Origin of the sequence: Pseudoduganella albidiflava, from assembly GCF_004322755.1 — a bacterium.
Lineage (GTDB): Bacteria > Pseudomonadota > Gammaproteobacteria > Burkholderiales > Burkholderiaceae_D > Rugamonas > Rugamonas albidiflava.
Window position 1 is genome coordinate 4,780,696 of the sequence record NZ_CP036401.1, and the last position, 26,758, is coordinate 4,807,453.

The window sequence follows — 26,758 nt, forward strand, 5'->3', positions numbered from 1 at the left end:
CGACCGTCAACTGATGATGTTGTCGACGATGGTGACAGAACCCACCACGCCTGGCTCGTTCAACTCTTCATGGTTGGCCGCCACTCTCGCAAACTCGGCCACCACCCCGGCCCGCGAGGCCCCGCTCTCCAGCGCCGCCACCCAGAACGCCGCGCCTGACGTGTCCGCCGTTCGGCCCAGCGCGTTCTGGTACAGCTCGGCGATGAACTCGGTGTTGTCCAGATCCGGGTCGCCATACTCCGTGGAGTTAAGGAACCCTTGCGCGATCGCGTCGACCGTCTGATCCTGCTGTAGCGCGCCGAACCAGAAATCAAGCCCTTCCGCGTCCGCCGCTCGACCCAGCACCGCCTGGTACAGGTTCGCCACGGCCGCTTCCGCCTCGTTCGCCGCGAAGATCAGGGCATCGCCATCGTCGAGCATCACGTACTGCGCATTCGATATCTCGACCTCGACCCCGGTTGTCGCATTGGCGATTGTCACGGACCCGTCTCCCGCCGTGACAGTGAAGTCGGTATCCTTCCCGACCGCCTGCAGCATCGTGTCGGCACCGCCGAATACCGTGCTGCTGCCCTGCGCCGCGACCACCACCGTGTGTCCGTCGCCCGCCAATATCGTGTCGCCATCGCCGGCGATGACCTTGGTGGCCACGTCATCCAGGATCGTGATTTCATCCGCCTGCGCCGTTCCCACGATGACCCGCTCGATCGTCTCGTCGCCTTCGGCCGCCTGCGGCCCCGCGCCAAGGATGATCTCGCCTTCGACTCGCGCACCCGCCGGGGCGACCGAATTGAAGGTTGCCTCCACGCCGCCGCCTCCCTGGAACACGATCACTTCCGTATCGCCGGTGACGGTGACCGTCGTTGGCGTGGTGCCAGTGAGCTCCACGAAGAGCAGCTCGGTTTCATCGTCCGGATTGATCACGGCGTTATTGGCCGCGCTGAGGTTATCGATGGCAATTTCGGGATCTTCCGTCGTGCTGATCAGGGCAAGGATGCTCTCGATCGTCGATTCGCTGAACACTTCGGACGATGCTTCCGCCAACTCGGCAGATACGGTGGTTTGGTCTTCTACATACATGGGATTCTTGCTCCTCAGGTTGATTCCCGGCGTTAGGAGACAGGTATCGCATAACGGCCCAGGCCGGGCGCATGGGCCGTTCAGCATGACTAGCTTCGCTTTGCTGCCTTGGCACGTGGCGGCAAAGTGTCTGGCATCGTTCGATAACGCACAGCGTGCCACGTTTTTTCCAAGCATGTCGGCACGATTGGTACGGAATCGGCATCGATGTTGTAAATAAGTTTACTGTAGTCGTCTAACTAAAGAAAACGCTGGAAAGTGCTCGACTTTTATGATTGGACGTGCGGAGCATTTCGCCAAATCAGGGCAATTTTGCAGGGATAGCAGCTAGCAAGATGCAATCAATCGCTACGTACCGCGTCCGTGGGAATCCGCGCTCCAGCCCGACAATCCCGCTTCGATCCGCGCGGCATGCTGTATCATCCCGCCCCTTACACGAAAGCTGCATATGCTCATCATCACCATCAAGCAGGGCAAGGAAAAAAGCCTCCTGGCGGGCGACCCGTTCATTTATGCCTCCGCCATCGAGAAGGTCGACGGCAAGCCGCAGGAACGGAACAAGCCGGGCGCCACGGCCATCGTGCAATCGTCGGCGCGCCAGTTCCTGGCCCGGGCAGCCTATAACGCCAAGTCGCAGATCGCCGCCCGCGTGTGGACCCTGCGCGAGGATGAACCGGTCGACCACGCGATGATGAAGCGGCGCGTGCAGGCCGCCGTGGCGCGCCGCGCCGCCGCCGTGCGCAATGCGGATCCCCAGGCGCTGGTGCTGCTGGTCGATGGCGACAAGGATGGCTTGCCGGGGCTCGTGGTGCAGGGTTATGGCGGCACTGCCGGATATCTGGTGTGCCAGTTCAACGCTGGTGGCGTCGACCTGTGGAAAGTGGCGGTTGTGCAGGCGCTGCTGAGCGCCACCGGCTGCCCGAATGTCTACGAGCGCTGCGACGCGCTGCTGCGCAAGGGCGAAGGCTTGCCTGTCGCGCCACGCGCGCTGGCCGGGGATGAGCCGCCGCAGCGCCTGACGGTGCGCGATGGCCAGCGGCTGGTGCCGATGGATATCCGGACGGGGTTCGTGTATCCCCGCTGACGGGCAACCCTGCCGCGGCGCCTGTCCGGCTTACTGGGCCACACGCACGCCGGGCTCACGGCGTGCTCTGGAATTCGATGCGGTTATTCAGGTAGGCGCGCCGGCTGTGATGGCCGAACACGCGCAGGTTTTCCTGGTGCCCGGCACTGCGCTGTTCGCGCTGCATGCGGCGGATCAGCGCACGGTCGCCGAGCGGTGCCGAAGTCGGCGTGAAGATGTCGCGGCGCACGCTTTCCCGGGCATCGGCACCCCGTGAAATGATGGCCAGGCTGCGTGTCGCCGGATCGAAGTAAAGCCGCAGCCAGCCGGTATTCATGTCCTGCAGATAGATGCCGCCATCGCGCTGCCGGGCAAAATAATGGTCGCCGCACACGGCCTTCGGGTCGCGCTTCCACTCGCAGGCCAGCAGGATCAGCACATGCCGGTCGTCCAGCTTCCGGATCGAGATGCGGCCTTTCGAATATCCCCAGTCGCTGGCCGGTACGGTGGTCGACGATGCCAGGCCGTAGTCGCCCGCCAGGTCGTCGATCGTATCGCCGGCCGATGCGGGGATGCAGAAGAAGAGCGCGGCAAGTGCGGCGGCGGGCGGCAGGCGGCGCAATCCGGTCATGGCGGCACACAGGAAATTGTTCTTCTGTCGATTATATGGCGATGCCGAGCGCCAGCTCACCGCGGCTGCTTTTGCAATCACCTGCGGCGTCTGTCGCGATAACGACAGGCGTCAGGTTTTTTCTTGTGCAAGCCCTCCCGTGTGCCTATCTTGAATTGCGCGAGCGTGGCACGTTGCCTCGCATCCGGCCCGATCCACGAATCATTGAACAGGGAGCTGTCCATGGCGGACGAGATAGTCTGGTCGGGTGGAAAGCTGATTCACGCGAGGGTGACCGACAAGGTCAACAGCAAAATCGAGAAGGGAACTCTCGCTGGGGTCAACGCCATCGTTGTGCATCAGACGGGCGCTGCGACGGCGCAGTCATCGTTCAGCAGCTACGATGCGGGATTGAATGGCGCACATTTTTTGATCGATACCGATGGCGCGATCTATCAAACGGCAAGGATTGACCAGAAGTGCTGGCACGTCGGCAACATCCGCTCGCGGTGCAATGAAATGAAGGCCTGCGATACCGATGCGTTGAAAGCCGTGAATGCCCTCCTGTTCAAGAAAGGCGAATCCTACAGTGCACGAATCAAGAGCCTGAGCCAGCACGAAGCTGGCAAGGCTTACCCTGTCCGGTATCCGATCAACGAAGATTCACTCGGGATCGAGATTGTCGGCGAGTTCTCCGCCAAATCGCAGACCTACGCGACTGTCAGCAAGGACCAGAACACTTCCTTGTCGTGGCTCGTCGGCGTATTGGAAACAAAGCTTGTATTGGACGCAGACGATATTTATCGCCACGGCTCGATAGCTTACAAGCAAGCCAGCGAAGGCAGCACCGCAAACTGGACCAACCCATGATGTCCTCCGGGTGCTACCTGGGCACTCTGCTGGCATTGGTACTGGCTACCGGCTGTTCGGGCGCGGTGCGGGACGAACGTGCTGTCGCGTTGTCTCATGTTGAAATCCACGCCAGCGGCGCGGATCAAGGCGGGGAGTTTTGCAAGGATTTCAGGCTGACTCCCCGCCAGGTCGAGGACTTCTTTGGCCGCGCCAGGACATTGCCGCCACAACAGCTACATGATGCGTTCGATTCATTGCCATGCTGGGTGCGCGGCGCGGCGCGGTCGCCACGGGGACAAGTGGAATGGGAAATTCGCGCTGGCAACACAGCAAGGATGACTTTTCCGGATGGCAGCGTGCAACTGTTCGGCTGTGACACCTGCGACGCCTTACTGATGAAGAAGTGACTGCTCCAAGCGGCCATGCTCGCTTGCCAGGGCGGTCTCATTCTCCATCGCTATGCCGATAACCTGTCGTTTGCGCTGCCGGCCATTCAGGAACCGGACGCCTGGGCCATGCTGGCTTCCGGCATCGCCTTGCTGATCTTCGGTACCCGGTCGCGCAGCGGAGGGCGCCCTGAAGCCGACATTCGCCTACTGCGCCTGCAACAGCAGCCACTCCTCGTCATCCGGATTCGCCAACCGGGCCGGTGGCATGCGTTGCTGTCGCAGCGGCGGCCGACGATATTGACGAGCAGCCCAGCGGCTGGCATCCGCGCGCCAGCCACGCTCCTCGCGCCCCCCGCGCTAGCCGAACACCAGCGACTGGTGCGCATGCACGCCGGCCAGCACGCCGGCGGCCGATGCCAGGGTCGCGCTGTGCATCGGCGTCGCCGCGTCACCGGCCGCGAACACGCCGGGCACGGTGGTCTGCTTGCGCTCATCGACGCGCACGTACGGTCCGAACGGGCCCTCGTCGAATGCGCAGCCCAGTTGCCCGGCCAGCGGGCTGGCCGGCTTCGCCCCTGGCGACACGAACAGCGCGCCCAGCGTGACGACGCGGCCATCGGCGAGACGCACGCCGTCGAGGTCCGGCGCGTTCCCCAGCAGCGCGGCCACCGGCACGCGCTCGATCGCCACACCCCGTGCCGCCAGCAGCGCGGCCTGCTCCGCTGCCGGCTCCTCGCCGCCCTGTGTGAACAGGATCGCCGGTCCCCAGTCGGCAATCAGCGCGGCCTTGTGCGCGGCCATCGCGTCGCCGCCCAGGATGCCCAGCGTGCTGCCGGCAACCTCGTAGCCGTGGCAGTACGGGCAGTGGATGACGGTACTGCCCCAGCGCTCGGCCAGGCCGGGCAAGTCGGGCAGTTCATCGCGCACGCCGGTCGCCAGCACGAGGCGGCGGCCATGCTCCTGGCGCTGGCCGCCGGTGCCCTCGATCTCGACGACAAAGCCGGCGCCGGCCCGGGTGGCGGCCGTGGCCGATCCGTCCGCGAACGTCACGGTGGGATAGCGCGCGAGCTGCTCGCGCGCTTCGGCGCGGATCTGTTGCGGCGGTTTGCCGTCATGGCCCAGGAAGCCGTGCGCGGTGGCGGCGAACCGGTTGCGCGGCTGGCCTGCGTCGACCAGCAGCACGCTGCGGCGCGCCCGAGCCAGTTGAAGTGCGGCGGACAGGCCGGCGAAGCTGCCGCCAACGATGATCGCATCGAACATGATCGCTCCTTATGTACTTTATGGAGTTACATGATAACGCATAATCCGGATCATGCAACTGCGTTTGTTACGTAAGTATTGTTGCGCAACGATTGTTACGTAACGCTTGTGACTTAACGCTTGTGACGTAACGCTTGTGACGCAACGCTTGTGACTTAACGATCGTGACGCAAGATCGGTTCGCTTCCCTGGCGGTGTCTAACGGTGCGGAGGCCGTACCGGGCTTGGATTATGCTGCCCTTGGCTGGCCCGCCGGGCCCCGAGTATTCATGAGGATCCATGCAATGCGACATTTTCCGAATGGTTCAACTTCACTCGGGCCGCGGGTGAAGCCTGCGTTCGCGGGGACGCGCCGCCGCTTTGCGCCGCGGCTCCAGGCCAATTGCCGTGTGGCGGTGCAGGCCACCGTTGCCATGGGAATACTGGGCGCCGCGCCAGCGTACGCGGGCGAATCGGCGACGCTGATCAGCGCCGACTCGCAGCGCTGCCTGGACATCGCCCGGGGCAGCCAGGAGCCGCGTACGCCAGCCATCATCTTCGACTGCCACGGCGGCGCCAACCAGCAATGGGAATTCACCGCGGCAGGTGAACTGCGCACGTTCGACGGCGCCCGCTGCCTGGATATCCGCGGTGCCAGCACCCAGCCCCAGGCGGTCGTTCAATCGTATCCATGCCATGGCGGCGCCAACCAGAAATGGACGCTGCGGCCGGACCGGACCATCATCAATCCGGCATCGGGGCTGTGCCTGACCGTGAAAGGCGGCGAGACCGCCAATGCCACCGGCATCGACACATGGCGCTGCGAAGCCACCGCCCACCAGCAATGGATCGTCGGCGACACGGAGCCGCCACCGGATGACACGGAAGCGCCGACGCCGCCTTCCGGCCTGGCCATCAGCGCCCTCACCTGCCGCTCGGCCACGCTGAAGTGGGAAGCCTCCACCGACAATGTCGGCGTGGCCTACTACGACATCTACCGGGACGGGCAAGCCCTCGGCACGGTCAACGCCAGCACGCTCACCGCCCAGCTGGCACTGACAGCGGGGGCCAGCTGGGGCATCTACGTCAACGCCCGCGATGCGGCGGGCAACGTTTCGCAGGCCAGTACCTCGCTCCAGGTACAAGTGCCGCAGTGCCAGGCGGATACCCAGCCTCCCTCCGTTCCCACGGGCTTGCGGGGCACGGTCGCCGGGACCACGGTGACCCTGAACTGGACCGCTTCCACCGACAACGTGGCCGTGACGGCCTATGACATCTACCGCAACAGCATCGCGGTCGGCGCGTCCGGCACGCTCGGGTACACGGACACGGGGCTGTCCGCCAACACGACGTACCAGTACGCGGTCGCCGCGCGGGATGCGCAGGGCAATGTCTCGCCGCGCAGCGCCGCCGTGTCCCTCACCTCGGGCAATGCCTGCACCGACGTGATCTGCTCGACGGCCAGGGTGGCCCAGGACACGGATATTCCCTGGGGCCTGGTGGCCCTCCCGAACGGCACGGTGCTGTACAGCCGCCGCGACGCGAAGGACATCATCGCGCTCAATCCCGCCACCGGCGCCAAGAAGAACCTCGGGGTCATCCCGAACGTGCAGGGTACCGATGGCGAAGGCGGCTTGCTGGGACTGGCCATCGCGCCGGGATTCCCGGCCAGCAATCCGTGGCTGTACATCTACCACACCAGCCCGACGGACAACCGCATCGTCCGCGTCCGGTACGTGAACGGTACGCTGGACATGGCATCGCTCGAGGTACTGCTGAAAGGGATCGGCCGTAACAAGTACCACAACGGCGGGCGCCTGCGCTTCGGCCCGGACGGCAAACTGTACGCCACCACCGGCGATGCCCAGAACGGCGCGTATGCGCAGGACGTCAACCACCTGTCGGGCAAGGTCCTGCGGCTCAATGCCAACGGCACGCCGCCGCCCGATAATCCGTTCGGCAACTATGTGTGGAGCTATGGCCACCGCAATCCCCAGGGACTCGCCTTCGACTCGCTGGGCCGTTTGTGGGAACAGGAGTTCGGCGATTCCCAGGATGAGACCAACCTGATCGTCAAAGGCGGAAACTATGGATGGCCCAACTGCGAAGGCGTCATCTCCCGCTCGGGCACGGGCTGCGCGACGACCGGCTATATCGCTCCCAAGTACACGTATCGCAACACCGAAGCGTCGTGCAGCGGCATCGCGGTCGTCCGCAATTCGCTGTACGTGGCCTGCCTGCTGGGCAAGCGCCTGTATCGCAGCGAGATCAGCGGCGACAGGCTGGTCAATGTCCGGCAGTTCTTCGTCGGTACCTATGACCGGTTGCGCACCGTGGAACCGACGATCGACGGGAACCTGTGGATGACGAACAGCGATGCCGCGGGCGACAAGGACAGTATCCCCAACAATACCGATACCGCGATCTACAAGGTCACGCTGAAGCCGTGAGCGATCGGGCAGGCCCGCTGCGTCAGCGCGGTGCGGCCTGCCGTCAGTTCGGCAATGGCGCCCTTGCCCTCCTCGGCAACGATGGCGCGGGCCATCACATAGCCCAGTGCATGCAGCGCTTCATGGCCATAGAAGCCCAGCGCATAGATGTCGTCGTCGCCGACCTGCGCGCCGGTCGTCAGCCCACGGCCTTGATCGAAGCGCTGTCGATGGTGACCGTCACCGCCCGGGCCGCGCCGACCGGCTTTGCAGTGGCCTGCACAAGGGCGGGCGCGGACCATGCCAGGCCAGGCGTGGCGATCGCCAGGGCTGCGATGCCGGTCAGGATGGCCTGGCGCATCCCGCTTCCTTTTTCATACTTCGTTCTTATTTTTTTCGAGATCCGGCATTGCCTGGCGACCGATGCCGGCAGCCCATAATCAAGGCGCGCGAAAATGAAAGGCCGGCCGCGAGATCGCGGGCGCTGCAGCCGATTTCCCTGGCTCACATCTGCCGGAACTGGTGCACGAAAGTACGGCTGACCGGCAGCGACTCGGCGCGATGCTTCAGGTGGATGGTGGCGGTCTCGCTGCCGCGCGTGATGTGGCTGACGGCGCGCAGGTTGACGGCGACGGCGCGGTGCACCTGCACGAAGTGGTCGCCATCGAGCTGCGCCAGCAGTTCCTTCAGCGGCGTACGCACCAGCGCCTCGGCCGGCTGGCCGTTGTCGCGCCAGGCCACCGCCGTGTACTTGGTGTCCGAGCGCAGGTAGTCGATCTGGTCGGCCGGGATCAGGCGCAGGGCCTGGCCCACCTGGGCGTAGATCCAGCTCAGCGGCCGTGGCGGCGCGGCGCGGCCCAGTTGCGCGGCCAGTTGCCGCAGGAGCGCGTCCGTTTGCGTGACGGGCAGCGCGGCCGCGCGGCGCTCCTGCAGGCGGGACACCGTGTCGGCCAGGCGCGCCATCTCGACCGGCTTGACCAGGTAATCGAGCGCGCCCTGCGCGAAGGCCTGCACAGCATACTGGTCATGCGCCGTCACGAAGACGAGATGCGCGCGCCGGCCGATGCGGCTGGCCGCCTCGACACCCGAGATGCCCGGCATGTGCACGTCGAGAAAGCAGATGTCCGGCGCCATCGCCTCGAACTGTTCGATGGCCTCGCGGCCGTTGCGGGCCTGTGCCACCACGCGCAGCTCGGGCCAGGCCTGGGCCAGCTGCCGCGCCAGCGCATCGCGCAGCAGCGGCTCATCGTCGGCGATCAGGGCGGTGGGATGGTTCATGGCATGCTTTCCAGTGCGGGGAATTCCACCTCGGCGCACACGCCCTGGGGCTGGCGCGCCATCAGGCGCAACTGCGCGTCGCCGCCGAACGTCAGGGCGAGGCGTTCGCGCAGCGTGGCGAGGCCGGTGCCAGGCAGGCCCGATTGGCTGAAGCCGACGCCGCTATCGGCAACGCGGATCAGGCAGCGCGTGCCGCGGCGCTCGATGCCGATATCGATGCTGCCGCCCTCCTCGGCCGGATCGATGCCGTGACGGACGGCATTCTCGACCAGCGTCAGCAAGGTCATCGCCGGGCAGAGAATGGATTCGAGCGATGCGTCGACATGCAGCGAATAGCGCAGCCGGTCCGGCATGCGCATGTGCATCAGTGCCAGGTAGGCTTCCACCAGGCGCACTTCCTGCCCGAGCGTGTCGCCGCCGTCATGCAGTTGCGGTACGGCTGCGCGCAGGTAGGCCGTGAGGCTGCGCAGGACCGCCGGTGCCTGGGGCGAGCCCACGTCGACCAGCGCCTGCACATTGGCCAGGGTGTTGAACAGGAAGTGCGGCGCGACCTGCGCCTGCATCAGCTTCAGGCGCGCATCGAGGGCCTGGCGCGCCAGTTCGCTGCGTTCCAGGTCGAAGGCCAGCGCCTGGTGGCGCGCCAGCGCATCCTTCTGGCGCACCAGCGCGGCCACCGCCGTCCATGGCCCCAGCAGCAAGCCCGCCATGGTGAGCAGCGCCACGCCGGAGAGCCGCTCCGGAACCGCCCAGAATGGCGGCGCGCCGACCTCGGTCGAGAAGAGATAGATCGACAGCGTGGTGAACGGCACGGCCAGCGCCACGCCGCCGACCTGCAACGCCCAGCGGGCCACGCGCTTCGGCAACCGCCGCGGCCAGCGCTCCAGGATGGAAAACGCCAGCACCCCTGCCAGCCCGACCGTGGCGGCACGCAGCCACAGCGCGGGCAACGGCACGTCGAACAGAAGGCCAAGTGGCCCGCATGCCGCCATGGCCACCACGGCCGCGACAGCGATGCGCCGCAGCAGCACCGCGGCGTCGAATCGCGTGATGGAGGTGACGGCAGCCGGCAAGGGTCAGGCCTGTGCCACGGTGCGCTGTGCGCCACCTTGCCGCGCGCGGAAGCCCAGCGTCAGCAGCAGGCAGCCGGTGGCAAGCTGGCTCGCACCGGCCGGCACCACGAGGGTGAAGTTGAATGGCTGTCCCGCTACGTGGAGCAGGATCGCCACCAGATGCAGCGCTACCGCCGCCATGCCGAAGGCGGGCAATGCACGGGGCAGCAGGCGAGAACGGAACAACAGGGCATACAGGGTCAAGCTGGCGACTCCGCTGAGAAACAGGGCAAGATAATGAATCCAGTAGCGCGCGCTGCCGGCGAACACCCGGGCGGCATCGAACAAGGCCTGCTGTGGCGCGCTGGCCGCTGCGTGGGCCTGGCTCAAGGATAACATTGCCAGCAGCAGGCCCTGCTCGATGACCGTTACCGCCAGTCCCGTCGCCGCCAGGGCCAGCAGGGCCAGCGGCAGGCGTTCGCCGTCGCGGCGCCACACCGGCCAGCCCGCGAGCACCATGCACAGCATCAGGGCCGCCGGCACCAGCACCAGCATAGCGCCCGCCCTGACGTTGCCGGCATGGGCGGCTGCGTTCACCAGATAGCCCGGGTCGTCGAAGGCCGGTGGCAGCACGACGAAGAAGCCAACTATGCCGGTGGCCATGGACAGCAGCATCATGAGGCCGACCAGGCGGCCCAGTTTGTTTTCGGTGACCATTCACGCTCCCTGTGTGTTGATGTGTGGGCGAGTATGGCGTTGGGAAAGCGTGGGTGCAAAGGGAATGCGACGAGGTACGGTGGCGCGGGATGAACCACGAATCGGGCGGATGAGCACTGGGCCCCACGGAGGAGATGCCGTCAAAAGACTTCATACCCCAGCGCTTGATCGAGCCTCTTCCGCTGAGAGTGACGAGGCAGGCCGGCGATGCAGGATCGCTGCGGCATGCGGTCAAAAAAATGAAGCCATATCTTCACCGATCGGGGATCGCCGTGAGTATTGGTGAGAATTACTTACCAGACAATCCTGTACAATTTCCATTATTCAATCTTAATTACGAAACCGCAAAGAGTTTTGGTTGCTCTGTGGCATTAATTGCGACCAATGCCGCCCGCGTGCCGCCGGCACCTCTCCATCTCTCATGCGGTCAACGGCGGCGAGGCGCTCCGGTAACGATACATGCGAGTTGCCGGCAGCCTGGAGACGAGAAATCAAAAGTTATCGACGGGGTCTTTTTGCTCACGCCTGGTTCCTTGCGACTGGCTTCAGCCTGACCGCGATGCCGGTCATATTTAACGAAGCATGGCGCGGGCATTCATATCGATAGCCACCTCAGCGATCATTCCTGGACAGAGCCGACGTATCGCTCGCTGCGACGCCTGGCTGGACGCCCGCCAGAGATTCCATGGTCATCTAACAGAAAACCAAAAGGCGTAACAGCACGCCACACTACTGACAGGGAGGTCAGAAAATGCCGACATACAAAACCTTAGACTTTTTACCAGACTTGAGTTTCCCGGAAATGAAGTCAGCCATCCGGCTGGAACTTTCTAAAGCTGAAGATAATAGTGTTGGATGGGACAATAGTGCGAGCTATTACACTTCCGAGAAATATGCCATTCTCAATTCGACATTCTCATTTACCGCCAGGGAAGGTGCTACTTACGACATTTTCAGCTATAGCTATTTCGATCCATTCCTGATTCAAGTCTACGACTCCGCAGGCAATGTCGTTGCTGTCAATGGACCCGATATCACGTACGGCATCGACATGGTATTCGACTTTGTCGCTCCCTACTCCGGAACCTACTATTTTTCTGCCGGGTGGGACCAAGGCTCGTATTATCGCGCCGTGTCGGTCGGGGTCTATGAAAATGTGGACTCCATCGTCGCGATTTCACCGGGCACGCCGCCGGTGACGCCAACCGTGCCGGTTCCACCGACCGCGAACGTTCTCAAAGGCGGGAGCGGCAACGACACATTCCTGGCGACCGCTCTGGAAGATCGTGTCAGCGGCGGAGACGGTATCGACACCATTCGCTACCTCAAGCCAGGCAGCGATTATCGGATAATGAAGAATGGCGCGGAAGTCATCGTTGCGCCAAAGATGGGCACACTATCTGCCGACACGCTGGAGTCCGTGGAGAATATTGAATTTTCCGATACGACTGTCAATCTGGAATACAGTAACGTCACGCAAGCCCTGTACATCGGCTATTTCGGCCGGGCGGCCGATCCTGGTGCGCTGGCCAGCTTCCAGCTGCAGTTGTCCGCGCTGGAGGCGCCCACCAACGTGATCGATTTCGCCGCCCGATACAACTCGGACCCATCCGTGAAAGCACTGGTTGATTCGTTCGGTACCAGCCTTGAATCCAAAGAGCTTTACTCCGGTGACACGACGAGCTTCGTTAACGCGATCTACACGAACATCCTCGATCGGGCTCCCGATGCCGATGGATTGGCATTCTGGACGGGCGCAATCGATTCGGGCGCATTGAGCCGGGCCAACGCTTCGATATCGATCATGTCCGGCGCGCTGGCGAACGACACCGCGCAAGGAAGGCTCGATGCGACCCTGATCGACAAGAAGATCGACGTGGCCACGAACTTCTCTCTCAGCCTGGATACGCCGGCAAAGGCCGGCAGTTATGCGGGCACCGCGGCCGCCACGCTGGTACGTGATCTGCTGGAGGGCGTCGAGAGTACAACCAACGTCCTTGCTTACCAGGACGAAGTTGGTGAAGCGGTTGCCTCCCTGGTGAGTGTACGACCCGTGGCGGCCGCCGACGTTCGACCAGATGCTGGCGCAGCGGCGGTCATCGGGATGTCCGAGACAGGCGCGCAAGACCAGTATTGGTTGTAATCGAGGCCGCCCATTCGCGGCGCAACATCAATCCAGCCACGGATGCGCCGACAGCCAGCGCCCCAGCTCGTTATCGTTGGCGCATTGCAGCTTGCTGAAGATGTTGGCGCGGTGCGTTTCCACCGACCGTGGCCCGCATGGCGGCACCAGCGTGCGGGCAATCTCCTTGTTTTGCTGGCCGACGCCGACGAGGCGGGCGACCTCGCGCTCGCGCGGCGTCAGCTGCGCCCATTGCCACAGCGCCTGCGCGCGTGAGCGGGCCAGCGCGATGGCGGAGGGAAGCTTGTCGAGCAGTTGCCGGGTATCCGGCTTCTCCACCCAGTCGTAGGCGCCGCGCCGTACCGCTTCGAGGGCGGTCGCGATATCGCCATGGGCCGACAGGAACAGCGTGACGAGCGGACTGTGTTCAGCGAGCAGCCGCTCGAAGACGGTCAGGCCGCTCATCCCGCCCATCCGCAAATCGAGGAGCACGCACCCCGGCTGGCGCATGTCGACCGCCTCGAGGAAGGCTTCGCCGGAGTCGAACGCCTGGACTGCCAGGCCCTGTGAAAACAGCAGGAGCAGCAGCGAACGGCGCAGCGCCTCGTCGTCGTCGACGACATATAAGGTCAGGGGAAAATCTTTCATGGCACGGTGGGCAGTGTAAAGGTGAAGGCGGCGCCGCCGCCGGCGCGGTTCTCGACGGCGATGGCACCGCCATGCGCCTCCACGATGGTACGGCAAATGCTCAATCCCAGCCCCAGGCCGTCCGGCTTGCTGGTGTGGAAAGGCGTGAAAACCTGGTCCAGCTGTTCGGCCGGAATGCCCGGGCCACGATCGGCCACCTGGATGCTGATCGCTGGCCCGGCCAGCTCGCTGGCCAGGTCGATGCAGCGCCGTGGCGCGGGAAGATCCTGCACCGCCTGCACGGCGTTGTGGATCAGGTTGACGAGTACCTGCTGCAGCAGGACCTGGTCTCCCCGTATCGAAGCGCCGCCATCGCGTAGCGACAGGCGCAAGGTGACACCGTGGCGTTGCAGCTCCGGCCGCAGCAGCGCCTCGGCATGGGCAATCACGGTCGCCACCGGCACCCTTTCATACAGCGCGCGTTGCGGGTTGATGAAGGAGCGCACCCGCTTGACGATCTCACTGGCGCGCTTCGACTGGTCGACGATTTCATCGAGGGCCCCGGCAATCATGTCGGATGGCCCCTGCGCGGCCAGCGCGCGCGCCGCGACGGCGAAGTTCGACAGCGCCATCAACGGCTGGTTGAGTTCATGCGCCAGTGTGGAAGCCATCTCGCCCACGCTGGCCAGCCTGGCACTGCGCTGGAGCCGCAGTTCCTGCTCGCGCTGGCGGGCTTCGGCCTGTTTCTGCGCCGTGATGTCGACCACGGAACTCATCCAGCCGCAGTGCTGCCCCTGCGCATCGACCAGCGGCGCCGTGTAGACCATCGTGATCACATCGTGGCCGTCCTTGTGCCGGATGCGCGACTCGAAGCCGTGCGGCGCCGCCCTTCCCTGCAGCGCCGCGTCGCTCTCGCGGGCCTGCTTTTCCAGGTCGTCCGGATGCCAGTACGGATACGGCGGCCGGCACCCAAGCAGTTCTTCCGCGCTGTAGCCGACCATGGCGCACAGCGACGGATTGACGTAGATGATCTTGCCTTCGGGATCGCGTGCGCGCATGCCGACCAGGAGCGAGTCTTCCATGGCCTTCTGGAACGCGTGCGCCTTCTGCAGGTCGCGGGTGCGTTCCTCGACGCGGCGTTCGAGTTCCAGCCGTGCCGACTGCTGCTCCGCATAGCGCTTTTCGCGCAGGCGCCAGTACAGCGCGCCGACGAAGACGAGTGCCATGGCGAGCGCGGTCAGGGCCAGTGCCGCCTGGCGTGCCTGGACCACTTCCTTCATGTCGGAGGTGACGGTCAGCGTCCACCCCAGTTCCGGCAGCGGAGTATCCAGCGCGAGCAGCCTGGCGCGCTGCCCGTCCAGCGTGGTGCGCAGGATGAAACCGTCCACGCCTTGGGGCGCGCTGACAGTCCACGGCAGGACTTCGAAGCGCCGCCGGTTGCCGTACTGGACGTGCTCTGCGATCCAGCGCGCATCGGCAGCGGAGACCGGGCGAATGCCGTGGAACAGCCAGGCGGGCACGCTGCTCAGGAAGACGATGCCGCGGCTGTCCCGCAGCACCACCGGCTCGCTGCCGCGCATCCAGGTCGCTTGCAGCGGCTCCAGGCTGATCTTGACGACCACCACGCCGAGGATCTTGCCGGCCGCGCCGACCGGTTCGGCGATGAACAGGCCCGATTGGCCCGTCGTCAGGCCGAGCCCATAGAAAATCCCCCGCTTGCCGCGGATGGCATCCTCGAAATACGGCCGCTGGTGGTAGGACTGCCCCATGAAACTCGTTGGCAGGTTCCAGTTGCTGGTGGCGAGCGTCATGCCCGCGCGGTCGACCAGGAACAGCGCGGCGGCGCCGGTCGTCACCTGCAGGTCGGCGAAGTAAGCGTTGACGCGTGCCCGCAGGGCCGGATCCCCGGGCGCGCGAAGCAAATCCTGCACGTCCGGGTGGCGCGCGGCGGCGTGGGGCAGGAAGTCATGTTTCTCGACCAGCCCCCGGAGACCCAGTGCGTGCGCCGCCGCAGCCTGGCGCAGGGCGTCCGTCTTGACTTGCAGCTCGAATCGCTCGGCCCAGTTCCCCGCGGCGACGACCAGGACGATCGCTCCCGCGGCGGCGGCAAGGGCCAGCATTCGGCGTCGGTTGAACCAGGTGGCCATCGCAATCCATGTGACTCTGAGCAGCGAACGATAACAGTTGCACGGCCGGCGCGGCACCGCCTCCGTAATTCTACGGAGACGGCAGCGCCGGAAGTTGCGGATGTCCGCCGCCGTGCCGATGGCGACAATGAGTCTTCTGATAAAGGAGACAACCCATGAATACAGTCACAGGCAAGGCGATCGGCGGCGCTCGCCCGGACACCACCGAACGCATCTCCGGCGCGCGGCTGCGCGCGATCTTCGTCGGCTCGGCGGGCAACCTGGTCGAATGGTTCGACTTCTACTGCTATGCGGCGTTCGCGCTGTATTTCGCCAGCTCGTTCTTCCCTTCCCAGGACCCCACCGCGCAGATGATGTCGACGGCAGGCATCTTCGCGTTGGGCTTCTTCGTGCGCCCACTCGGCGGCATCCTGTTCGGCCACCTGGGCGACCGGCATGGCCGCAAGGTCGCGCTGATGGCTTCCGTGCTGCTGATGTGCGTGGGCTCCCTGCTGATCGCCTGTGCGCCGACCTATGCCACGGCCGGCATCCTGTCGCCGTGCATCCTGCTCTTGGCGCGCCTGCTGCAAGGCCTCAGCCTGGGGGGTGAATACGGCGCCAGCGCCACCTATCTCTCGGAAATGGCGGACTCGAAACGGCGCGGCTTCTACGCCAGCTTCCAGTACGTCACCCTGATCGGCGGGCAGTTGCTGGCCTTGGTGCTGCTGCTGGTCCTGCAGAACTACTTCCTGGATAACCAGCAGTTGCGCGAATGGGGCTGGCGTATCCCGTTCGTGATCGGCGCGCTGCTGGCGCTGGTCGCGCTGATGATGCGCCACGACATGCCCGAGACGCAGTCCTTCGAGGCCGCGCGCAAGAAGGCCAAGCCGATGGGCGGCCTGAAGCAGCTGGCCCAGCACCCGAAGGAAGTGCTGCTGGTGATCGGCCTGACGATGGGCGGCACGCTGGCCTTCTATGTCTACACCGTGTACATGCAGAAGTTCCTGCGCCTTTCAGTCGGCCTGACCGATGCGCAGACTACCGCTGTCTCGGCCGCCTCGCTGCTGTTCGCCATGTGCCTGCAGCCGCTGTATGGCGCACTCTCCGACCGGATCGGCCGCCGTCCGCTGCTAGTGGCGTTCGCCCTGCTCGGCACGATCTTCACGGTGCCTTTGCTGACCGCTATCCGCAACGCCAGCGGCCCGTGGGAAGCGTTCGCGCTGATCGCCTGCGCCTGGATCATCGTCTCGGGCTACACGTCGATCAATGCGCTGGTCAAGGCCGAGCTGTTCCCCGCTTCCATCCGCGCCACCGGCGTGGGCGTGCCCTATGCCGTCGCGGTGTCGGTGTTCGGCGGCACGGCGGAATACCTGGGGCTGTGGTTTAAGTCGATCAACCTGGAGAGTGGTTTCTATTGGTACGTGACTGGGGTGATTGCCTGCACGCTGGTGGTTTGCTGGTTCATGCGGGATACCGCGGCGAGTTCGAAGATTGATGAGGAGGCGCGTAGTCACTGATCCGGGTGCCGGGCAGCAGGTTGTGCCGGATAGTGCCCCGGGATGCGGGTATTGTCGTACCGTTCGCTAAAAAAGCAAAAGACCGCTGCGGCGGTCTTTTGCTTTTTCAAAGTGCTGTGGCCACCGGTTTCAACATGAAGAATGCCCACGGGAAGTCATGTGCTAGCGTTGGTCAGTCAGAACCGGGAGCTTTCGATCTGGCGGAACTGACAGCTAGCGGCCAAAACGCCGCAACAGCAACACCAACGCCGTCAGAACCACTGAGCCGAGGAAAGAACAGATAATAAGATTTAGCGCTTTTTCGACGTTCATCCCCGGATCGACGAAAAATATCGATACATACACAACTATAGCTACCAATAGGGCAACGCCAAGGGATATGAATATGCTTTTCATGAGAACAACTCCGCGTTAGGGCAATTCAGGTAGCGGCCAGCATCACTATCGCTTGCCTGCACGACCTCCTCGATGAAGGATGCGCAATTATCATAAACAACGCCACAAAGCCATTCGATTTTGATATTGAAGTAGTGAGCTGACTTCGGTTATTCGATGCTATTAAAAGAGTAGAGTTCAGAGTGCTTATCCGAAATTCCCGACGGTGCAGTAGGACGCAACTATTCCAACTACATTAGCCCCTAAAGCAAAAGTCCGTCGCAGCGGCCTTTTGCTTTCCCGAGCAATGTGGTCATCTCCCGCAACTAACGACGACGATTCCGAAAAATTAACACCAGCGCTGTTACGAACACTGACCCGACGAAAGAATAAAGAAGGAGACCAAACGCATAATCGAGATTCATTTTCGGATAGAACAAAATTATCGAGACATACACAATTCCAGCTACCAGGAAAGCAACGCCAATCGAAATGAGTAGGGTTTTCATGAAAAAGACTCCGCTCTAGGGCAATTCAGATAGATCCCAGCTTCACTACCGCCTGCCTGCACCACTTCCTCTACAAAGGAAGCGCAATTGTGAATCAAGCCTCCCCATAGCCACGGCTTTTCCATCAGTTCGTGCAATTTGTCATGCGCGCCTTTAGGGTTCTTAAGAACGATAGGCCAACGACGAATCTCCCGCTTGCCGTTTTCGTTCAGGTACCGCGTGAATTCACTCTCGTGCATAAATTTAGGCATGTCGTAAGGGCCCGAAATATGCGCATACCAACTCCAGTTACTCCCTACGTGCAGTAACGCATGACCACAAGGGTTGAAGCTGTCGCCAGACACAATAACCGCACAGGCATGTCTGAAGTCTGCCTCCTCAAGAGGGCATATGATCATTCGGGCTCCGTCATAGGGCTTAGACATAGCTCCTCCGATCAGCATACTTTATGAGTGGAGCAATCCCAACCGCCCTGCGTATTACCTTGCATTCCGCCCTTTATCGATTGGCGTATGTAATGCCACTTGATTTTGGCGTACGCGAACTGGACCCGCTCAGTAATAATTCCCCCTTCGCCACTATCAGGGGTAATGCTGGCGATAATCAAGTTTTCGAGTTCGATCTTGAAGTACGTAATCGGCTTGCCGTCCCCGTCAGCCCTCATGAACTCAAATACTGCGTTGGATAGGGTCTTCCCAACAGCGCAGGTTTGCAAAAGGATAGGAGAAGCGAGATCAGCTAGTTTCTGAAACGTGATGGGATAGAGGTTGGCCCTGCCTGTTGTATGTCCGCCTGCCGTCGACAGGACCGTGGCTCTTGGCTGGTGAACTGCATAGACAACGCTTTGCACTTCGATCCAGTTGCGATGTCGTTCGTCTTCAGATTCGCCGTTGATCCCATCAATCTTCAAATATGCATCGGTTGCCATTTCTGTCTCCTTGGTCAGGGGTGGATCAGATAGCGATTCTTGATCCGGCGCAAAAGACAGAAGTTGGTTTGCAACAGAAATACGAGCGAGCGAGATCAATAACTATCCCTATGTGACGACTGTGCGCCCCTCTTCGAACGGTAGCGGTGCATCCCTGATGACGCGGAGCCGTATCACCAGCTTCTCCCGTACCCTCGGCGCTTTGAGTCTGGCAGGCAGGCGGCTCAGCCAATGGCCGTTCGGGCCGGCGGCCGCTGCACGTTTCCTGGAGAGCTGGCTACTCGTGGGCAGAGACTTCGCCACCATGACTTCGATAAAGTGGTCGAGTTGCGCCAACGAGCTGAATTGCAGATCGGTTCCGCCGGCATCGACATGCAGGAAGACGTACCGTTGTGCAGCACCGGGCGTGGAACTGGTGGAATAAATTCGCTTGCCGACGTAGCTACCGATACATGGACTCAGAACGCCAGTGGTGCGGTTCTCCAGTCAGGTTCGAACGTGATATGGACCGGGAAATTCAACGCATCTCCAACTGCGCCGGCCTATCGGTCAGATGCAACGCCAACCTCGCGCCGACGGCCGTCGACGATAGTGGAACACTCTATTCACGTTCGCCGTGACCCGACTGTCAGTTCCGGGCATTGCTTTCCATTCCTGTCGCAAAGTCGCCGTGAACTACAAGCGCATAGAGTTCAGCGACACGCGCGACAGGAATGCCTTCACGCTGTTCTACGGCCAGCGGGTGCATGGTCGGTTCCAGTTCGATAAATGGCCGGACGAAACCGTCCCTGAGATGAACGTGGGTTTTCAGGCTTGCGGTGGCAGGATAGGGATCGAGCGCCGCGTTCAACCAGCCGAAGAACGGACCGACATGCGAACGTTTCTCGGACTCGTAAGTATCGCACCATTGCTGGAAGCTGTTTTCGCTCAGCGATACCCAAACGCCCCAGGAAAAAGGCTCTGATTCGCCATGTACAGGAATCTCGAGGCAGCCGCGGACGAAGTAATGGGAACCATCGATGATGCACGCGTCTGAGCCGAGCTCACAACGCGCTTCGCGCTCTTGTTCAGGTACGCCGTAATAGCTCAGCGGCGCTACTGCGTCGAAGGCTGGCATGCCCTGGTGGACTTGGCCACAGCCGTTGCACAGGAACTTGAATGTCATTCGGTTGCCTTATCGGATTTATCTGAATATTCGGCGACCGAATCGTCTCATCATCAGCTTCATGTCGTCAACAGCCGGCTATTTTCCAGCGTACCTGGCGATCTCCACTTCCCAATCCACCCCCGATTCGATCTTATGCTTGCCCGCGAAATTCCCCTGGCTGATCGCCACGGCCACTTCCAGCAGGCTGTTCAGATAAACCAGCGGCTTGCCCTTGGCCACGCCGCCGAAGGTGTGCTCGAACGGCGCCACTACCCTCGCCACCTGCTTGCCTTTGTGCAGGAAGCGCACCTGTACCCGGTCATGCACGCCGATCTTTAGTTCCTCGAACAGCGCCTTCGGTATATTGGTCCAGACATTCCCGTACTTCACGTCGAGCACGGGAACGATACCGCGGATGACATCCCCATTGCGCACTGCCTTCTGGTAGGCCAGTTTGACCACCGATTCGCCCGGCAGCACGGGGCCCACCTGCTCGAACGTGATGGTGCCCGATGCGAGCCGTGCGCCCACGTAGGCGTACACGTCCCGGCCATGGAAGGTGTAGGACTCGGCGGAGCCGGCCAGGCGGTTGACGTTCTCGTCGATCTCGCGCAACTCCGCCACGCCATCGCGTTCGGCGATCAGCGTGAACAAACCGTTGTCGGGGCCAACGAAGTAACGCCCTTCCCGCGTCTTGAGCACCACCGACTTGCGCGGAGTGCCGACGCCGGGATCCACCACGTTGACGAACACCGTGCCCTTCGGCCAGTAATTGGCGGTCTGGTACAGCCGGTAGGCGCCCAGCCAGATGTCGTAGTCGGGAATCTCGTGGGTCAGGTCGGAAACGTGCAGCGCCGGGTCGACGCCGAAGGCCACGCCGCGCATGGCCGATACCGCGCCGTCGCCCGTGCCGAAGTCGGTCATCAGCACGAGCGCATTCTTGTCGGCGGCCTGCGCGGAGGATGCCATCAGCGCGCTGAAGCAGATTGCAGTGAAAATCCTGGATAGTTTCATGGGTTGCTCTTTTCAAAAGGTGTAACGCACGCGGCCATAAAAGTATGCGCCGTTCAGGCCGATCGGGTTGATGAAGTTGTACGGCAGCGCGCCGCCGTAAGTCGCATTGTTCGTTTCGCGCACGCGCTGCGGATAGCGGTCGAACAGATTGTCGGCACCCACCACGAGGGTCAGCTGCTTCGTCAGCTTGTATTGCGTTTCCACGTCCACGGTCCACACCGCGGCGAAGCGCTGCGCGTGCACGCCGTCGATCATCTCCGCTTCGTCATCGTAAGAGAAATCCTTCAGGGCGCCGAAGCGGGTAGCGCGTGCCTGCACGCCCCAGCGCGCGGCCTGCCAGTCTGCACCCAGCACGAGCTTCGATTTCGGTGAAGCGTGACGGATGCGGAACAGGCTGTTTTCGGTCAGCAGCGTCAGGTCGGGGTCGATGCGGGCCAGCGCGGCCTGGGTCTGGTGCACGCGGTCGATGCGTGTCTTGTTCAGGTTCAGCGCGGCGTTCAGGTCCAGGTTGCCGCCAGCGAATGGCAGGTCGTGGTTGACCACCACGTCGAGGCCGGTCGTGACCGTGTCGAGCAGGTTGGCCAGGTAGGCTACCGACTGGATATCGCTGCGGCCGATGCTGGTGAGGTATGCGGTAGCGGCATCGCTTTGCAGGTCGCTGGTGCGGGCGATGCGGTCGCGCAGCCGGATGCGGTAGGCGTCCACCGTGACGCTGGTACTGCGTTGCGGCCGCCAGGCGGCACCCAGCGACAGGTTGGTGGATTTTTCCGGTTGCAGGGTGCGAGCGCCGAACGCTTGTGCCAGCGCATCGCTGCCCGGCAGCAGAGCGGCCGTCTGCAGCGCCGTGCCATCGCTGTTGAAGTTGAGGGTAGAAAAGCGGAAGCCCGTCTGCACCAGTGCCGGTGCTCGGAAACTGTTCGACAGCGAACCGCGCAGCAGGAATGCTTCCGTCACCTTGTAGCGAGCGGACAGCTTGCCAGTGCGCGCATTGCCGAAGTCGCTGTAATCGGAATACCGGGCGGCGGCGCCCAACAGCAGGCGCGAGGTAAGGTCGCTTTCGATGTCGGCATATACCGAGCGCACCGAACGGCGGCCATCGAACGTGTCTTGCAGCCGCAGGCCTGGCCCGGCTTGCGCGCCCGGCGGCGCCCCGGTAACGGGACCAGCGGCATACGACGCCGGGTCGCCCGGCGAACTGGTGTAGGTTTCGCGCATGTACTCGACACCCACGGCCACGTGGAGCGGTGCGCCGATGCCCACGTCCAGCTCGCGCGTGAGGTCTGCGTTGACGGCGTTCTGGTCGAAGTCGAACGTGGCCAGGTGGAAGCGGGTCGGGCTGGCTGCACCCAGCGAAGCGTTGACCGAATTGGACAAGTCGTAGCGAAACTCGTTGCCGCCATGGCGCGCGCTCAGGTCCCAGTTCCAGCCTCCGCCGGCAAGGCGCAGGCCGGCGACCACGCTCACGTCCGTCATGTCGCCTTTCGTGGTCGGACGGAAGCCGGCGGGATAGATCTCCGGCACGTTCGACGGATCGCCCGGGTAGCGGAAGTAGGCGCTGCCATCGGATTTTCGCTTGTTGACGGTGGCGAACGAATACGCGTCCACGCCCTCCGCGAGCGGCACCATCGCGTTGTAGAACGCGTAGTTGTTGCGCTGTTCGGAATCACCCGATTTGAAGACCACCTGGCCATCGAGTGCCATGTCGGCAGCCGTGGCGTTCCACGACGTCCAGCCGGCATCGCTGGGGCCGGCCCGGTTGGTCGGATTGCGGCCGCGGTGTTCGGCGCCGAAGCGGAAATAACCGGAGTCGCCGATCGGCACGCCGACATCGGCGCTGACGATGGTGGTGTGGCCATCGGTCTTCGTGTCATTGGTTGGCGCGAAGTCGGTATGGTTGGCGCCGTAACTGATGGATGCCGAGCCGCCGGTGCGTGCCTTCTTCAGCACGATGTTGATCACGCCGGCCACCGCATCGCTGCCGTACTGCGCGCCGGCGCCGTCGCGCAGGATCTCGATGTGGTCGATGGCGCCCGGTGGAATGGCATTGATGTCGACCGGCACGATGCCGGCGAAGCTGCTTTCCGTGTCCAGCACAGAGCTGGCATGGCGGCGCTTGCCGTTGATGAGCACCAGCACCTGGTCCGGCGCCAGGCCGCGCAGCTGGATGCCTTTTACCGAGTCGGCTGCGCCGCTCGATTCGATGCGGGGGAAGTTGATCGATGGTGCCAGGGCCTGCAAGGCTGCGCCAAGGTCCCCGGTCGACAGTGCGTTCTCGACTTCCCGGGTGCCGAAGCGATCGATGGGGACGGCGCTGTCGAAGACGGTGCGGTTGCGGGCGCGGGAGCCGACGATGGTGACCTGATCGATGGCGGCGGCGCTTTCAGATTCTACGGCGGCGGTGGCATTTGTGGCTTCGGCGGTATTGGCGGTTTGGGCTTGTGCGTGCGTTGTCGGGAGGGCCGCGAACAGCAGCGCGCAGACAATCGTGGTTTGGCGTAGCGGCAAACGCTGCAGAGGTGGGTGACGCATCGCGGTTCCTTGAGAGTTGAGAATGCGATCTTACTGGTGGGAACTTGTTATATGAACAATCGTTTCTGCATATTCTTATGCGAACGGTTGCTCGGCAGCTTTTTCGATGCGGGCGATGCCGAGGCGCGCCTTCGCGTGTTGTAGCTGCCGTTGATGTCCTGGATGAGAGGTTTCCCGGGTATCTGGACGATATGCTGATGAGCGCCGGCGAGTACGGGAAGGCGTCCGCGCTAGGGGCGGCATTCGTTCCGCAATGCGGCGGCTGGCGCCTGGAAAGCCTGCACACGCCAGGCACGGTAGCGGCACGATCACTACAGTCGAGGTCGCAAAGCGAAGCGCGACGCGGCTCCGCCGCGTCGCTGGTCCTATATGCCCGAGGTAAGCCGACTCAGGAAACTGCGGAAGTCGTCGAGCGCATTGAGGGGAAGGATTTTGGGGTTCAACAGCTCGTCATTGACGGAAGGCACTTCGCGCGCTGCAAGTTTAGTGGCGCTGAGCTGACTTTTTCGGCAAAAGCGTAACAGGTTTCGAGGACTGCGAATTCACCAGTCCGCTATTTACGTTCTCGGGCGGAGCTGAGGCGACCATTGCTTTTCTCACGGCTGCGTATCAAGACCCAAGCTTCCGCCAACTCATCGATGCGACTATCAACAATATTCGCACCGGCAAGACCCCAGTTCGACCGAAGACAACCCAACTGTAGCGTACCTGCACCCCATGCGGGACCGCACCAGCTCGAAGGCCGCATGCAGTCTAGCCCTGCGCCAGAGTCGTCAAATACACAGTGGTTCCTAGACTGCGCGTCCATGCCCATTCTGAGATCGCTGTTGCCAGCATATTAGACAGTTTCCCCGACTCCGCACCATTCACAAGCCAATCCAAAGCACGCTCGACTGCATCCCAGTGCTCATCCAGAAAGCAGGTCTTGAACGGTGCGGCGTGCGTGGCGTCCAGCTATTCGGCCAGGCGCCTTAGCGCGTCGGCTCCAGCTCGATCGTCATCGGTTTGTTTTCCATGGTTTCTCCCGTGTTGCACGGGTAGGACGGCTGAGGCCGGCACCGGTTGATCTGCGTCAACCGGGTTGCAGCTTAGAAACTGGAAGGGTCTGCAGTCAGCCAGAGGGAGTCGGCAGCCGTCAGCGGGCGCAGCAGCCACACCTGCTCGACATAAACCGGTTGCTCGTTCTCGAGCGCGATCTCGTAGCCGCTCAGCACGAAACCGCGCGCGTCCGCCTTCTCGATCACCGGATTGAACAGGCTTGCAGATAGAGCCCGTAGCGACGGTGCCCGGCCGCATCACCTCGGCCATGTGCGAGGCGCCGCCTCCGCTGCGGTGCTTCTGTGTCGGCCCGAGCAGCAGGTAGCCGCGCACGGGGTCGGCGGCGCGGAACTCTTCGCCCGTGATGCGCTTGCCGTCGCGACGAAGCAGAATCACCGACACGCGCAGTCCAGGCGTGATTTCGGCGGCCGGCGGGCCACCGAGGGATGCGTGCTGCCGTTCATGATCGCTTATGGGAAGTGCTGTATATCCGTACAGTCTACCAAATCCGATACGACTCCCGAAAGTTAACAGTTTACTATTTCCATCCTTGCAAGTTAAATTAGCGGTTTTATAGGAGAAAATAATGGACTACCGGAAGGGATTATTGGCTGCTTTGTTGGTGGCAGGAACCGCTCAGGCGCTTGCGGAGACGCACGCTGAAGCTTCAATCTCAGGGCTTCGCTACACATTAGTCGATCTCAACAGCAACGATGGCATTGCGCCCAGCCTGAATATCGGCTATTCGCAAAGGCCCGGTCGCGGCAACATTAGTGTGAGCGTGCAGACTCTTGATGGCACGTCTACCGGAATCAATGAGCCTGGCACCGGGACGGGGCCCCTCTCGTATGAGATCGACACCCCCTTCGCGCATGCAATAGGAAGTATCGTCGGCCGCGACTCACCGTTGACAGAAGCGCTCTCTGGAAGCGTTACGCTTAAAGACAGTGGCCGGAACGATATCGGTATGCTGAGCGACGTCGCGCTCGAAAGCTCAGCATTCGAGTTTACTTTGTCGGCCAATACGAAAGTGGTTTTTTCACTCGATGCTCATGTTGCAGCGTACACTGACGATCCACTCGGTGAATATGCTGCAAGTGCGTACGCCTATTGGTTTGGAACCATGCCGGTTAGCGGGCAGATCCATTTTGAGCAAGAGCTTTTGGGCGACAGGGTTGGACATTGGGGAGTCGGAACCCACCTTGATCTAGAGAAGACACTCACGCTCACTTTCGCTAATACCAGTGGGAATGCTGCAATCGGTTCAATGAGATACGATATCAACACGGGTGCTATAGCCCCTATCCCTGAGCCCTCAACGTACGCAATGATGATTGGCGGCCTGGGCCTGCTCGCCTTCGCAGGCCGCAAACGCAAGGGGTAAGCTACTCTTCTGCCACCGCGGCGGGTTGAACGCCGTTGCTCAGCGCTCGGCATTCGTCGTATCGCTCGACCAGACGCTGGTACTTCCGCACGACTCGGCCTGTGCGTATCCGGCTGAGTGCGGAAGGCCAGGTAACCGAGCTGGGCGCGTGCATCGAGCGACTCCTTGCGCGGCCGGTGCAGGCGATGAATGGGCGGCTGATCAGCACGGAGGACGGCCAGCCGCTCGCGGCGAAGATGCTGCGCGATCGCTTCGATGCCGCCCGCGTGGCAGCGGCAGCGAAGGCCGAGTCCGCTGGTCTGACTGATCTGGCGAAGCGCGTACGGGCGTTCCAGTTCCGGGACATTCGCCCGAAGGCGGCCAGCGAAATTGTCAGCCTGGACGACGCGAACAAGCTTCTCGGGCATAGCGACAACCAGATCACGCAGCGGGTCTACCGGCGCGTCGGCGAGGTCGTGAAGCCCACAAGGTGACGCGGGGTTGCGGAAACCGTTTCCGCAACTATTATTTTTCGAAGGCCTCGCGAAGATGGCTAGCCCGCACAGAAACGGCGCCGAAAAAGAAAAAAGCCCCTTGAAATCAGGGGCTTAGTTCAGGATATTGGCGGAAGCGGTGAGATTCGAACTCACGAACAGGTCTCCCCGTCGGCAGTTTTCAAGACTGCTGCCTTCAACCACTCGGCCACGCTTCCCTCGACGTTTTGTACCGTTAAACGGACTAACGAAGTGCCCGCATTATA

Annotated in this window: 24 protein-coding genes and 1 tRNA gene; 9 read left to right on the plus strand and 16 right to left on the minus strand. The window is 62.6% G+C overall.

Features of this window, described 5'->3' with window-relative positions:
* Positions 1 to 6: 6 nt before the first annotated feature.
* Positions 7 to 1,077, minus strand: a complete 1,071-nt coding sequence (locus EYF70_RS19805; RefSeq protein WP_165497746.1) for a DUF4214 domain-containing protein — start codon at positions 1,075 to 1,077, stop codon at positions 7 to 9.
* 448 nt (positions 1,078 to 1,525) lie between these two features.
* On the opposite strand from EYF70_RS19805, the gene EYF70_RS19810 reads away from it, so the two are divergent.
* Positions 1,526 to 2,161, plus strand: coding sequence for a class I SAM-dependent rRNA methyltransferase (locus tag EYF70_RS19810; protein ID WP_131146949.1), 636 nt, complete (start codon positions 1,526 to 1,528; stop codon positions 2,159 to 2,161).
* Positions 2,162 to 2,216: 55 nt separating this feature from the next.
* On the opposite strand, the gene EYF70_RS19815 is transcribed toward EYF70_RS19810, so the two are convergent.
* Positions 2,217 to 2,852 (minus strand): hypothetical protein, encoded by a 636-nt coding sequence (locus tag EYF70_RS19815; protein ID WP_131146950.1) that lies wholly within the window; start codon positions 2,850 to 2,852, stop codon positions 2,217 to 2,219.
* A gap of 141 nt (positions 2,853 to 2,993) precedes the next feature.
* Between EYF70_RS19815 and EYF70_RS19820 the strand changes: the two genes are divergently transcribed.
* Together EYF70_RS19820 and EYF70_RS19825 are read left to right on the plus strand one after the other, a co-directional pair.
* A complete protein-coding gene (locus tag EYF70_RS19820; protein WP_131146951.1) occupies positions 2,994 to 3,620 on the plus strand; it encodes a peptidoglycan recognition protein family protein in 627 nt (208 codons plus the stop codon).
* Entirely contained in the window at positions 3,617 to 4,009 is a 393-nt protein-coding gene (locus EYF70_RS19825) for a hypothetical protein (protein WP_131146952.1), read from the plus strand. The genes EYF70_RS19820 and EYF70_RS19825 overlap by 4 nt, the downstream gene beginning before the upstream one ends.
* A 339-nt stretch (positions 4,010 to 4,348) precedes the next feature.
* Here the strand turns inward: EYF70_RS19825 and EYF70_RS19830 are convergent, their stop codons facing one another.
* Entirely contained in the window at positions 4,349 to 5,254 is a 906-nt protein-coding gene (locus tag EYF70_RS19830; RefSeq protein WP_131146953.1) for an NAD(P)/FAD-dependent oxidoreductase, read from the minus strand.
* Between the two features lie 410 nt (positions 5,255 to 5,664).
* Here EYF70_RS19830 and EYF70_RS19835 point away from each other — a divergent pair, with 410 nt between their 5' ends.
* The gene (locus tag EYF70_RS19835) at positions 5,665 to 7,680 is read left to right on the plus strand and encodes a PQQ-dependent sugar dehydrogenase (RefSeq protein WP_131146954.1); all 2,016 of its coding nucleotides are present in this window, start codon (positions 5,665 to 5,667) and stop codon (positions 7,678 to 7,680) included.
* On the plus strand, positions 7,677 to 8,099 hold the full coding sequence (locus EYF70_RS19840) for a hypothetical protein (RefSeq protein WP_131146955.1): 423 nt from the start codon (positions 7,677 to 7,679) through the stop codon (positions 8,097 to 8,099). Before EYF70_RS19835 ends, EYF70_RS19840 begins: the two co-directional genes overlap by 4 nt.
* Positions 8,100 to 8,163: 64 nt before the next feature.
* Here the strand turns inward: EYF70_RS19840 and EYF70_RS19845 are convergent, their stop codons facing one another.
* The 3 genes from EYF70_RS19845 to EYF70_RS19855 are packed head-to-tail and all read right to left on the minus strand — an operon-like array spanning position 8,164 to position 10,703.
* Complete coding sequence (locus tag EYF70_RS19845) at positions 8,164 to 8,937, minus strand: LytR/AlgR family response regulator transcription factor (protein WP_131146956.1); 774 nt, start codon at positions 8,935 to 8,937, stop codon at positions 8,164 to 8,166.
* Positions 8,934 to 10,007: a sensor histidine kinase gene (locus EYF70_RS19850; protein ID WP_218943703.1), complete on the minus strand. Its 1,074-nt coding sequence runs from the start codon at positions 10,005 to 10,007 to the stop codon at positions 8,934 to 8,936. The genes EYF70_RS19845 and EYF70_RS19850 overlap by 4 nt, the downstream gene beginning before the upstream one ends.
* 3 nt (positions 10,008 to 10,010) lie before the next feature.
* On the minus strand, positions 10,011 to 10,703 hold the full coding sequence (locus EYF70_RS19855) for a DUF4386 domain-containing protein (protein ID WP_131146957.1): 693 nt from the start codon (positions 10,701 to 10,703) through the stop codon (positions 10,011 to 10,013).
* Between the two features lie 751 nt (positions 10,704 to 11,454).
* Between EYF70_RS19855 and EYF70_RS19860 the strand changes: the two genes are divergently transcribed.
* Positions 11,455 to 12,846 carry a DUF4214 domain-containing protein gene (locus EYF70_RS19860; protein ID WP_131146958.1) on the plus strand — a complete coding sequence of 464 codons (1,392 nt, stop codon included), beginning with the start codon at positions 11,455 to 11,457 and terminating at the stop codon, positions 12,844 to 12,846.
* 27 nt (positions 12,847 to 12,873) lie between these two features.
* Here the strand turns inward: EYF70_RS19860 and EYF70_RS19865 are convergent, their stop codons facing one another.
* Both EYF70_RS19865 and EYF70_RS19870 read right to left on the minus strand, forming a co-directional pair.
* Positions 12,874 to 13,473: a response regulator transcription factor gene (locus EYF70_RS19865; protein WP_131146959.1), complete on the minus strand. Its 600-nt coding sequence runs from the start codon at positions 13,471 to 13,473 to the stop codon at positions 12,874 to 12,876.
* Positions 13,470 to 15,572, minus strand: a complete 2,103-nt coding sequence (locus tag EYF70_RS19870; protein WP_229420468.1) for a sensor histidine kinase — start codon at positions 15,570 to 15,572, stop codon at positions 13,470 to 13,472. The genes EYF70_RS19865 and EYF70_RS19870 overlap by 4 nt, the downstream gene beginning before the upstream one ends.
* Before the next feature lie 182 nt (positions 15,573 to 15,754).
* Here EYF70_RS19870 and EYF70_RS19875 point away from each other — a divergent pair, with 182 nt between their 5' ends.
* Positions 15,755 to 17,095, plus strand: coding sequence for an MFS transporter (locus EYF70_RS19875; RefSeq protein WP_131146961.1), 1,341 nt, complete (start codon positions 15,755 to 15,757; stop codon positions 17,093 to 17,095).
* A 213-nt stretch (positions 17,096 to 17,308) separates the two neighbouring features.
* Here the strand turns inward: EYF70_RS19875 and EYF70_RS19880 are convergent, their stop codons facing one another.
* The 7 genes from EYF70_RS19880 to EYF70_RS31150 all read right to left on the minus strand — a co-directional run bounded on the left by EYF70_RS19880 (position 17,309) and on the right by EYF70_RS31150 (position 24,841).
* The gene (locus EYF70_RS19880) at positions 17,309 to 17,491 is read right to left on the minus strand and encodes a hypothetical protein (RefSeq protein WP_131146962.1); all 183 of its coding nucleotides are present in this window, start codon (positions 17,489 to 17,491) and stop codon (positions 17,309 to 17,311) included.
* 484 nt (positions 17,492 to 17,975) lie between these two features.
* Positions 17,976 to 18,404: a hypothetical protein gene (locus EYF70_RS19885; RefSeq protein WP_131146963.1), complete on the minus strand. Its 429-nt coding sequence runs from the start codon at positions 18,402 to 18,404 to the stop codon at positions 17,976 to 17,978.
* A gap of 11 nt (positions 18,405 to 18,415) precedes the next feature.
* Positions 18,416 to 18,907, minus strand: a complete 492-nt coding sequence (locus tag EYF70_RS19890; protein WP_131146964.1) for an Hcp family type VI secretion system effector — start codon at positions 18,905 to 18,907, stop codon at positions 18,416 to 18,418.
* 628 nt (positions 18,908 to 19,535) lie between these two features.
* Positions 19,536 to 20,072, minus strand: a complete 537-nt coding sequence (locus EYF70_RS19895) for a DUF2199 domain-containing protein (RefSeq protein ID WP_131146965.1) — start codon at positions 20,070 to 20,072, stop codon at positions 19,536 to 19,538.
* 78 nt (positions 20,073 to 20,150) lie between these two features.
* Complete coding sequence (locus EYF70_RS19900; RefSeq protein WP_131146966.1) at positions 20,151 to 21,068, minus strand: SAM hydrolase/SAM-dependent halogenase family protein; 918 nt, start codon at positions 21,066 to 21,068, stop codon at positions 20,151 to 20,153.
* A 12-nt stretch (positions 21,069 to 21,080) separates the two neighbouring features.
* A complete protein-coding gene (locus EYF70_RS19905) occupies positions 21,081 to 23,597 on the minus strand; it encodes a TonB-dependent receptor plug domain-containing protein (protein ID WP_131146967.1) in 2,517 nt (838 codons plus the stop codon).
* Positions 23,598 to 24,685: 1,088 nt separating this feature from the next.
* The gene (locus tag EYF70_RS31150; RefSeq protein ID WP_165497747.1) at positions 24,686 to 24,841 is read right to left on the minus strand and encodes a hypothetical protein; all 156 of its coding nucleotides are present in this window, start codon (positions 24,839 to 24,841) and stop codon (positions 24,686 to 24,688) included.
* 380 nt (positions 24,842 to 25,221) lie between these two features.
* On the opposite strand from EYF70_RS31150, the gene EYF70_RS19910 reads away from it, so the two are divergent.
* Positions 25,222 to 26,019, plus strand: a complete 798-nt coding sequence (locus EYF70_RS19910) for a PEP-CTERM sorting domain-containing protein (protein ID WP_131146968.1) — start codon at positions 25,222 to 25,224, stop codon at positions 26,017 to 26,019.
* 101 nt (positions 26,020 to 26,120) lie between these two features.
* Positions 26,121 to 26,492, plus strand: a complete 372-nt coding sequence (locus EYF70_RS19915) for a site-specific integrase (RefSeq protein ID WP_131146969.1) — start codon at positions 26,121 to 26,123, stop codon at positions 26,490 to 26,492.
* Positions 26,493 to 26,620: 128 nt separating this feature from the next.
* Here EYF70_RS19915 and EYF70_RS19920 read toward each other — a convergent pair.
* Positions 26,621 to 26,710: transfer RNA gene (locus EYF70_RS19920), tRNA-Ser, on the minus strand.
* Positions 26,711 to 26,758: the final 48 nt, after the last annotated feature.